The sequence below is a fragment of the Algibacter lectus genome, from assembly GCF_004368925.1.
Lineage (GTDB): Bacteria > Bacteroidota > Bacteroidia > Flavobacteriales > Flavobacteriaceae > Algibacter > Algibacter lectus.
Map to the genome: position 1 here is coordinate 124,468 of NZ_SORL01000013.1, position 10,471 is coordinate 134,938.

Here is a 10,471-nt window from a genome sequence, read left to right on the forward strand (position 1 = left end):
ATTAATTACTAGTGTAGCTAGATAAGGTTTAAACTGCTTCGGGCAAAAGTCTAAACGATTTTCTATGGTATTTTGTAATGCCAAATTCTGCTATAGCACGTCGATGCTCTTTAGTAGGATAACCTTTGTTTTGTTTCCAATTATACATAGGGAACTCTTCATGAATTTTATTCATATATAGATCTCTATATGTTTTTGCTAAAATAGATGCTGCAGCAATGCTTAAGTACTTACCATCACCTTTAATAATGGTTTCAAAAGGGATGTCTTTAAAAGGTTTAAACCTGTTACCATCTACAATAATAAATTCTGGCTGTGGTTCTAGTTGCTGAATAGATTTATGCATCGCTAAAATTGATGCGTTTAATATATTTATATGGTCAATTTCTTCTTGAAAAACGTGGGAGACTCCAAAGGTTAATGCTTGTGCCTCAATAATAGGTTTTAAAATATCACGCTTTTTCTCACTAAGCTGCTTGGAATCGTTTAAGATGATGTTTTTAAAATTTTTAGGCAAGATAACTGCGGCAGCGGTAACTGGTCCGGCTAAACAGCCTCGTCCAGCTTCGTCTGTGCCACATTCTAGGAGTATGTTTGAGTGGGTGTTTAAAAGCATATGGCTAAAATAGAATAAAGCCAATAAAGATTCAAGATGAGTAGTGATAATTTTGTAGATATAGAAAAAGCCCAAGGTTAAATTTTAACCTTGGGCTTTTTTTAGGTTTATTAGCGATACTGATAAACGTTAGTTTTATATACAGTTTATTTTCTAATAGTAAACCAAACGTCTGGATCTACTGTACTAGTTAATTTAACGACTGTAGGGTCATCAGCAGGTGTGCCTTCTACTTCGTAGGGTTCATTATCCACAATTAGTGTTATTAGAGGATCTAAATGTCCATACCACTGCCAGTTGAAGCCTGCACCTTTTCTAGCTATAGACAATAATTCGGGATTACTAAAAAGTAAAGGGAATGTAACGTTATATTCTGCGTAATATCCAGATGAATAGAACTGGATGCCAGTAGGTGTTATTGTATTCCCAAATTCTATATCTGTAGACAACGTTTCTCCATATATAGCGCCATTGTTATTATAAATATTAACAAAAGTATTAAAAAAGGTGTCAGAAACTTCACCAGCGCCAATAACATTAATTATCCAATTTTGACTTGTATTAAGAGGAGGGAATACAATGTCTAAAACTGTACTGCCATCTAAAGAAATTAATTGATTAGCATCTTTGTCTAGCGTGAATTCAGTCACTTCATTTCCATTAATAGTGGTAGTTTCGTATAGCTTTATACCTGTGTCAGTATAAATAAAAGCTACTACCGTGTCTTCTTCAAGATCCTCACCAGGGAATGTAATGTTACGATTTGATACAGGAATTTGTGTTATTTCCCCGTCTGTAGACATTATATAAACAGCTCCATCTAAATAATCGACAATCTCTTTTACTTTTGTTAAGTAAGATTGAGGTGATTCTGTTAATTTAATTAATTTTAAATTATTGTCAGAAACAGTCCCTCTAGCATTCAAAACGTCTTCAACATCAGTATGAGATAAGATAAACTCATGGTCTCCACCTTTTGCCTGGTATTCCGCAGCCGATGGTGTAGAAAACTCATGCATCACAGAGTTGTAAGTGTCAAAGGTTAAAACAGGTCCTCCTATAGATAGTATATCATAGCTAGAGGTCTCTGGGATAGAGAAGTCAGCTTGGCGTTCTGAATATACATCTACCATGTTGTTATCGTCAAAAGATAAAATGTAATTGTAACCACCATATATTTGTAAATCATGTGGGTAGTATTCAAATATCCAACCCTCAGTAGGTTCTGTTAATGTTGCTTTAATTTCAGTTACAGCTTCTGAAGATCTTTCAGAGGCTGAAGTATCAAATGCAGGATCATCACCAATTTCGGTGCAAGAAAATGCAACCAAAAGGATTAGTGTGCAAAATTTAAATTTATTTATAATTGTTTTCATATTTCTTAGTTTATGTTATCTAAATCTTGATCATTTAAGTTCGCAGATCTTGTTTGGATTTCATCACGTAAATCATCAATGTTTATTGACCAAGTTGTTTGAAGATATTTTTTTACAAGTTCCATTTTTTGAGTAATAATTGGACCACCTGTATCACCAGCCGCCGCTATTATGTCATCCCATGTAGAGGTAGAACTTGTTATATAATGAGCAATTAACTCAACAAAATCTTCAGTTGCTTCTTTACTTGCGTAGTTACTAATATAACCAGCGGCGTTAGATGGGTTAGCAGCTGTCCAGCTTTCATTCCATGAATCACCTACGTAAGTTGTTTCAGTGATGGCATCAAAATCAGAAGAGAAATCAACGTTTTGATGTAATATATGAGAAAACTCGTGATAAATAGTTCTGAAATAAAGAGCATTTAATGTTTCAATATTAGTTACATCTAAGTTGTTGATTTCAAATAAAGAAATTTTTAAACCACCTTCGGCTGTACCAATAATTCTAGTACCATTATTTTGATAAGCAGCAGAGCCAACCATTAATAATTGTTTAGGAAAGAATTTTTTCATAAAAAATTCTGGTGCAACAGCATCATAAGGTTCTAAACATAAGTATTTAACTAGGTTAGACATCTTAATTGAGTTTTCTAGAGTCGCAGGTACCAATGTGTGATTGAAATTGGTTTCGATATCTGGTAATTTGTATAAAAAACTGATATTGTATGGGTCTACATATTCTCTATCAAGATAGAGGTCAAATTTATTTTTTTCACCATCATCTCCATTTACTACGCTCACATTTCTATCTAATGCATCTGTGTTTTCACATGAATTGAAAATGACAGATGAAAATATAAGGAGTATTAAAAAATTTATTTTTTTCATATTTATATATTTTAAAATTACTTTTTATCTTGGGTTTGGAGTAATACCAGCACTAACAACATCTTGAGGTATTTGTAGTGCTTTACGGGGATCATCAGCTTCCAATTCTGCATTAACACTTATTGCGTTATTTAAACCAATTAAAAAACGAGAAACTGGAATACCATAACGTTTAATATCAAACCATCTTAAACCTTCGTGTAAAGTAAGTACACGCCTGCATTGCAGTACATAGTGTATCAAGTTTTCTTGATCACCAGCGGTAACTGTAAATTTAGGGTTTAATTCTTTCTTTTGAGTAATGTTCGTTCCAGAAGAATAATCTAGGCTGTTGTAAAAACTATTTACATCTGCTAAGGTTACAGTTCCTGGGTTTGCGTAAAAATTAGTACTCCAAGTATTAATGTCATCTAGTCCAGCATCAAACAAGCCAAGCATAATATTTGCTTCAGCTCTTACCAAAAGAGTTTCATCTGTAGTGAAAGGTACTAAAATGGTTTTGCTATATCCAATTTGTGCAACAGGATCTGTATACTCAAACCTGTAAGGTATTTTGTAAAGTAACGATTTATCTAAATTTGTTGCAGAATAGTTAAAAGGACGAAATTTATGTGCAAATGTAGATAAACTAGATGTTGGATTCCATGGTAAAGGAGCAAGAGAGGTTTGCTCATCTGCTATTTTACGGCTATGGTTAAAACGAGCTCCAGAATAGTAAGCGCCAAATACAACTCCCATACTTGAAGTATAAGCTTGTACTAATAAATTACTGTTATCTTCTATATATGCATTGGTTACTACGGTGGTCGTTCTTGGTAAGTTACCTAAAGCATCCCAATCTCTTAATGCGTTTGCAGGATTAGAACCAAGTGCAGCAGTAGCATAATCTTTTGCTTTTTGCCATTTTTGGTAGTATAAATTAAATCTTGCAGCGAAGGCATTAGCTGCTCTCACATTAAAATGATAAGACGGTACATCGTAAATAGAATCGTCAATTAAAGGTAGTCCATTTTCAATATCGGCATTTATTTTTTCATAAACTTCGGCTACAGTTCCTCTTTCGTAAGAAGGATTCAAGGTTGTTTCCGGATCTTCTAGAAAAGGAACTCCTAAATCGGTTATGCTTGATTGTTCGTTATAATGTTTACAGAACACATTTACTAGTACAAAGTGACCGTAAGCTCTAGCTACTAATGCTTCTCCTTTTTCAGGCAAAAGATTGTCTGGAGTGCCTAGTTCTTCTATAGCTGCTAAAGCTTGATTGGCATGTGCTATAGCTAAATAAGCACTTTCCCAGGCTCCAAGTGGATCATCGTTACTAGTTTCAGTAACATCTTCCCAGTATGCCATTTGGCTATCGATTCTTTCTCCGTAAGGATTGCTTGTACCTGCATCATCGACATTATCTGAAGATAGCTCTGTGTACAAAGCATGTGTAGATTCTGGATATGCGGATACTAACAGCTTTCTAATCTTTGTAGCATTGTCAAGTTCTGCTCTATTATCTGGTAATTCATCTAAGAAATCATTACAAGACACCACAAACAGCGACAAAAGCAAAGCCTGAAATAGTATTTTAATATTTTTCATTATCTTAATATGTTTTCGTTATTTTATTATAGACCTAATCTAAGTGAAAAGGTAATTTGTTTTGCTAATGGTGAAGCAACACCACCTGAGTTGAAAAATTCAGGATCTTGACCGTTTAATTTTTTATCAGAATAAAGTAAGAACAAGTTGGTAGCATTTACACTCATAGATAAGCTGCTAATTTTTAGTTTTTCGATTAAACTTTGGTCAAATTGATAGCCTAAAGTTACTTGCTTAAGTCTAATAAAATCTCCCTTCGCTATTCTAGCAGTGGAGTAGTTGTAAGCATTATAAGCAATGTCTAACTCACTACCACCATAATTGTCAACTTGTCTTGCAGAAGCAATTCTAGGTATATCTGTAAAGTTTTCATCACCAGGAGTTACCCATCTGTTTTCAAATTCTCTAGGAAAAGCAGTTAAGTCTGTATACTCATCATTAAAGATAGGGTTAAGTCTCACTACATTACCAAAAGAGTAGGAAGCAAAAACATTTAAGCTAAAACCTTTATAAGTAAATGTATTCCCTAAACCTCCAATATCTGTAGGGTCAGCAGAACCTGAGTATTCTAAAAAGTCAATATTATCTCTTTCTTGAAAGTAAATATCGCTTACAGTGGTTTCACCGTTTTCATTAGTAAATGTAGGTAATCCTTCAGAGTTTAATCCTTCAAATGGAATTGAAAATATAGACCTTACAGGGTATCCTGTTCTTGCAAAACCATTTCCTGTAATTAAATCAATTACTCTAGATCTGTTTTCTAATTCAGTAACCTCATTGGTTGTTTTAGAGTAGATGAAGTTTGTTCTCCAAGAAAAATTATCAGTTTTTATATTGGTAGATGAAATCGATAGCTCAAGTCCTTGAGAAGTCATAGAAGCTACGTTACCAAATTTTGTTGCTTCACCACCGATACCTTGGGTGTTTACAATACCTATTAAATCATAGTTATCTCTTGTGTACCAATCGAAACCTACATTTATTCTGTTGTCTATAAAGCCAGCATCAAAACCAATATTAATCTCATTTTTCTTTTCGTAAGTTAAGTCGCTGTTTTCTAAAGATTCAATGGTTAAACCACTTTCTCTTACACCAGAACTAGGTCTCCACGGGTTTACACTTCTAATATCAACGGCTGAGTTTGTAACATCAAAAGGTCCGCTATCTGCAGTTAAACTGTACGATGCTCTAACTGTGAAGTTAGATAAAACAGGATTTAAAGCCTCAAAGAAATCTTCTTCATGAGCATTCCATGCACCAGATATATTCCAAGTTGGAAGCCATCTAGATTTTGTAGATTTTCCTAATCTATTTGTTCCTTCATAACGAACAGTACCATTTATAGTGTAACGTCTTTTCCAAGAATATGTAGCATTAGAAAAGAATGCAACACCTCTATTTTTTGTGTTATTTAAACCGTAGTATAGAGAGTTTTCTTCAACTTGTTTTTTGAATAATTCATATCCATAAAAAGGAATTTCTCCTAATGAATATTGTAATCCCCAACCTGTAAAATTAGTTCTGCTTCTATCTATAGAATTTAATTGCATACCAGAATAGAAGTTTACAGTATGAATGTTGTTAAATACATTCTTGTAAGAAAATGTAGAAGTTAAATCGTATCCTAAAGATTCATAATCTGTTTTTCTATAAATACCTCCTTCTGGTAACACGCTAATAGGTGTTGCAGAGGTGTCGTCTGGATCTGTGTATAAAAATGGATTAGCATCTCTAATAGTCGCGTTTTCTGGGTAAATACCAGCTCTATATGCATTTGCTTGATTAGAAAACTCTGTAGAGTGATGCTCTTGAGTTGACGTTTGGTATTTTAAAGCACCTAAAACACTAATCTCAGTTTTTTTAGTAGGCTTGTATTTTAATTGAGCCTGAAATCTTAAATCAGTCGATTTTAAATCGATGTAATTCTCTTCCAATTCATCTAGAATATTGAAATCTGTATAATTAGCAATATAAGATTGATTTGGATCTAATGTTCTTGAAGAGTTAATTGCAAAAGAGTAAGGGTTGATGTCAAAATCTCTTCGAACCTCACCAGTAACAACATCTGTTTCTTGTGCTAAAGTACCTGGAGCTTTTTGATTTCTAAAAGACACATTACTAATAGTATTTAACTCTAATTTATCAGATAATTTGTATGAAGAATTAAAGTTAGCTGTGTATCTATTTACGTTACTAGCTTTTGTCCATCCCGGATCTAATAAAGCACTTACCGATCCATAATAAGTAGATTTCTCTGTACCAGAAGACATACTAATAGAATGGTTTTGCATTAAGCTAACATCAAATAATTGTTTAAACCAGTTTGTGTTTCTGTATTCTGCCATTCTTAAAAATTCTGCAACACCAGAGGCATCGTTTTTTACAGCAAAATTTCCACTTGAGTCAACATCATAAAATGAGTTGTAAAGTTTTCCGTAAACACCAGAACTAGCAGCTGTTGATACATCTGCAGGATTTAACCAACCAGATCTTCTCATTTCTTCATAAACAGACATTTGATCTTGAGAATTCATAACATTAAAGTCGTTGTAAGAAGGAATTGTTCTAAACGTAGATTCAACGCTATAGTTAATTCTGCTTACGCCTGCTTTACCTCGTTTTGTTGTTATAACAATAACCCCACCTTTAGCACGTGCACCATAGATTGAAGTTGCAGAACCATCTTTTAATACATCAAAAGTGTCAATGTCTTCAGGGTTTAATCCTGCTATAGCAGAACTTATTAATGTTGTAGCATCACCAGACGATAAATCATCTGCTGTAATTTCTACGATATCTTCAATAATAACACCGTCAATTACCCATAACGGTCTTGAACTTCCATAAATAGAAGTAGCACCTCTAATTCTAATTTTTGGTGCTGCACCAAAAGTTCCGGAGACATTTTGCACAGTAACACCTGCAGATCTACCTTCTAGTGATCTACTAATATCTGGCGTACCAGCTAATTTGATTTCGGTTGCTTTAACCGAGGAAGCAGCACCAGTAAACAAACGTTTATCTGTTGTTGTAATTCCTGTAATTACAATTTCGTCTAGACTTTCAGAACTTTCTTTTAGAACGACATTAATTGTGTTTCCTTGTGTTACTGTTTTTTCAATGGTTTCCATGCCAAGGTATCTAAATACCAGCACGTCTCCGGGTTTTGCCGAGATGGCATATACTCCGTCAAAATCGGATGTAACTCCAGTTGCAGTGTTTTTTAAGATAACCGATACACCGGGAAGTACTCCACTAGCATCAGAAACCGTTCCTGATACCGTTTTCTTTTGTGCAAAAGACATCTGCATAAAAGACACCAGGAAAAGCGTAAAAATTAAGGTAGTTTTTAATTTCATTTATAATTGATTTGAATTAGTGTTGCAATAATATTAAATTTATGTTAATAACGGGTTTATTGGTGTGATAAAAATAGAGAAATATTGATTTTGGTGATTTTTTAATAGGTTTATGATGGTAATGGTGTTAAATCGGTATTTTTTTGTGTTTTTTTGAGAATAATGTATTTCCAGGTAGGTATCTCGTTTTTGTCTCGTTTAAATGGTGTGTTAGTTGTGAAAATTGGATAAAAAAAGGAATGAAAAACTCTACTAGAGTTTTATTGTTATATATTTTTTTTGAATAAAAATTCGTACAATTTTTTATAACAGATTGTCTTTTGTGATTATTGAATAATCATTAATTTTGAAATTTTAGTTGTTTTATTTTATTAAAAAATATAAAAATAAGGATATAATTTAAGTAAAATCATAAAATGGTGAATGATGTATCGTTAATTATTTGAATTTGTTTGTTTCTTTAGTATTAAATTAAGAGGTTTGTTTTTGTTAGTGAAACTGTCAATTCTTTTTTTAATCGTAAAATGAATTGTGTTTTATAAAATTTAAAACTTCAATTATTTTTTATAAAAATCAGGATTAATAAAGTTTTACTAATATCCAATATACGGCATGTAAATTTCACATTAGTAAATAATCATCATCATTAAACATCAATCTAAAATAGAAAAGGAAGAAGAAATATGGTCTAAATTTGTAAGAGGTGATAAGAGTGCTTTTTCATCTATTTACAGTCTACACATCGATTCTTTATTTTCTTACGGTATGCGATTGAAACCGGATAGAGATTTTGTTAAAGATTCTATTCAAGATGTTTTTTTAGATGTTTATGAACACAGGGAAAAACTCTCTAGACCAAATAATATTAATTTTTATTTATTTAGAGCTCTCAAACGAAATATATTTAAAAAGCTTAAAAAAGAAAGGAAAACAGACGATTTTAGTGCATTGAGCACCATGGATTTTGTTACTGAGTATAATGTTGAGCATGCAACTATCGATAAAGAAATTGATAAACGTAACAAAAAAATTATTACGCAAGTAATGAAAGAGCTTACGTTTAAGCAACAGGAAATATTGTATCTAAAGTTCACAAAAGGCTTTAGCTATATTGAGATTTCTGAAATAATTGGTATAGATCATAATTCTGTACGTAAACAAGTTTATCGAGCTATCAAAAAAATACGAGAAAATCCTGTTTTTAATGTGCATACCAATATCATATTCTTTATGTTATATCCTCGGTTAAGCTAATTAATTTCTTCATTAATTTAGTGCCTCTGATATTCTTTTCAAGTCTATAATTTCATAAAAAGAAGGCTTTATTAAAAAAAAACTTAAAAAAAGTGTCCACAAAAATAAAGTTTTGAGCCCTATGTGAATATAGACCTAAATTATGAAACCTTATTCTAAATATCTTGAAGACAGCTTTTTTATAGATTGGATATACAAGCCAACGCATGAAAGTGATGTTTTTTGGGAAACCTACATTTTAAATAATCCTCAAGAGCAACAGGTAATTTCAGACTTAAAAGAAGTTTTGTTAGCGATAAAAACAAACGATTTAAATCTAACGGAAGCAGAAAAAAAGGAAATGCTGGGGAAGATTTTGGATAAAATGATGTCGTCTAAAAAAACATCTACAGAATTTAATTTATTTAAAAAATATTTTAAATATGCGGCCATGTTGTTGGTTCTGCTGGGGGTAGGTCTTTTTTTTAAAAACATGTTTAGTCAACAAAATCCTACTCTAGTCAAAAATTTAGACATGATGTCTTTGGATTCGTTAACACATACGCAACTAGTATTTAAATCAGGAGAACCACTTTTAATAAATAAAAAGGAGTCTGAAATTAAATATACTAGCTCGGGTAAAGTTGTTGTGAATGCTAATGACACTATAACTAGTGTAACCGAAGAAAAAGAAAAAGAAACTTATAATAAATTATTGGTGCCTTATGGACAACGTAGTAAGATAACTTTATCCGATGGATCTGTTGTGCATCTTAACGCAGGAACAAAATTTATTTTTCCCGAAAAATTTCTTTTAAGAGAACGTACTGTCGTTTTATCAGGTGAAGCTTTTTTTGAAGTTAAACCTAATAAAGAACGTCCGTTTATTGTGAAAACAATGGAAGAGAATTTTTCGGTTGAAGTCTTAGGTACCAAATTTAATGTGTCAGCATACCCTGCAGACGGCTGCATCTTTACAGCTTTAACAGAAGGTAAGGTTAATGTAGTGGAAAAAGGTTTTTTTAACAATAAAAAAACAGTTTTAAAGCCAGGTCAATTGGCTACATGGTCTAAAAAGAATGGTAATGTCGAGGTGAAAAATGTCGATACCGATAATTACACCTTATGGACATCAGGGCTTTTATATTTTGAAAGTGAATCTGTGATAAATATAATTAGAAAGATTGAGCGTTTTTATAACATAGACATTGTGCTGGATGAAAAATTGGATATTTATAAAATAAAAATAAGCGGGAAATTAGATTTAAATGATAAGATAGAAAAAACACTTCAAAATTTAATGTTCATAACAAAATTTAAAATAGAATTAATAGATGATAAATACATTATAAAATAAAAAAAAAACAGAGAATGCGCCAACATTCTCTGAATAGAAAACTGTTAAAC

The 10,471-nt window shown here is 32.3% G+C and carries 7 protein-coding genes; 2 read left to right on the forward strand and 5 right to left on the reverse strand.

From position 1 onward, the window contains the following. Positions 1-28: 28 nt before the first annotated feature. The 5 genes from DFQ06_RS17775 to DFQ06_RS17795 all read right to left on the reverse strand — a co-directional run bounded on the left by DFQ06_RS17775 (position 29) and on the right by DFQ06_RS17795 (position 7,831). On the reverse strand, positions 29-616 hold the full coding sequence (locus tag DFQ06_RS17775; RefSeq protein WP_133969180.1) for a ribonuclease HII: 588 nt from the start codon (positions 614-616) through the stop codon (positions 29-31). A 146-nt stretch (positions 617-762) separates the two neighbouring features. Further along, positions 763-1,992: a DUF4302 domain-containing protein gene (locus DFQ06_RS17780; RefSeq protein WP_133969182.1), complete on the reverse strand. Its 1,230-nt coding sequence runs from the start codon at positions 1,990-1,992 to the stop codon at positions 763-765. A 5-nt stretch (positions 1,993-1,997) separates the two neighbouring features. After that, positions 1,998-2,795, reverse strand: a complete 798-nt coding sequence (locus tag DFQ06_RS17785) for a zinc-binding metallopeptidase (protein ID WP_159140103.1) — start codon at positions 2,793-2,795, stop codon at positions 1,998-2,000. Between the two features lie 111 nt (positions 2,796-2,906). Then, positions 2,907-4,472: a RagB/SusD family nutrient uptake outer membrane protein gene (locus DFQ06_RS17790; RefSeq protein WP_042505200.1), complete on the reverse strand. Its 1,566-nt coding sequence runs from the start codon at positions 4,470-4,472 to the stop codon at positions 2,907-2,909. A 26-nt stretch (positions 4,473-4,498) separates the two neighbouring features. Then, entirely contained in the window at positions 4,499-7,831 is a 3,333-nt protein-coding gene (locus DFQ06_RS17795) for a SusC/RagA family TonB-linked outer membrane protein (protein WP_083415824.1), read from the reverse strand. A gap of 726 nt (positions 7,832-8,557) precedes the next feature. On the opposite strand from DFQ06_RS17795, the gene DFQ06_RS17800 reads away from it, so the two are divergent. Then, positions 8,558-9,085 carry an RNA polymerase sigma factor gene (locus DFQ06_RS17800; RefSeq protein WP_262481204.1) on the forward strand — a complete coding sequence of 176 codons (528 nt, stop codon included), beginning with the start codon at positions 8,558-8,560 and terminating at the stop codon, positions 9,083-9,085. A 142-nt stretch (positions 9,086-9,227) separates the two neighbouring features. Next, the gene (locus DFQ06_RS17805; protein ID WP_133969186.1) at positions 9,228-10,421 is read left to right on the forward strand and encodes a FecR family protein; all 1,194 of its coding nucleotides are present in this window, start codon (positions 9,228-9,230) and stop codon (positions 10,419-10,421) included. The last annotated feature ends 50 nt before the right edge of the window (positions 10,422-10,471 follow it).

What these genes read in the sequence shown, in the direction of transcription:
- DFQ06_RS17805 (WP_133969186.1), top strand. Translation starts at nt 9,228, where the DNA reads ATGAAACCTTATTCTAAATATCTTGAAGACAGCTTTTTTATAGATTGG.
- DFQ06_RS17790 (WP_042505200.1), bottom strand. Translation starts at nt 4,472, where the DNA reads ATGAAAAATATTAAAATACTATTTCAGGCTTTGCTTTTGTCGCTGTTT.
- DFQ06_RS17780 (WP_133969182.1), bottom strand. Translation starts at nt 1,992, where the DNA reads ATGAAAACAATTATAAATAAATTTAAATTTTGCACACTAATCCTTTTG.
- DFQ06_RS17795 (WP_083415824.1), bottom strand. Translation starts at nt 7,831, where the DNA reads ATGAAATTAAAAACTACCTTAATTTTTACGCTTTTCCTGGTGTCTTTT.
- DFQ06_RS17775 (WP_133969180.1), bottom strand. Translation starts at nt 616, where the DNA reads ATGCTTTTAAACACCCACTCAAACATACTCCTAGAATGTGGCACAGAC.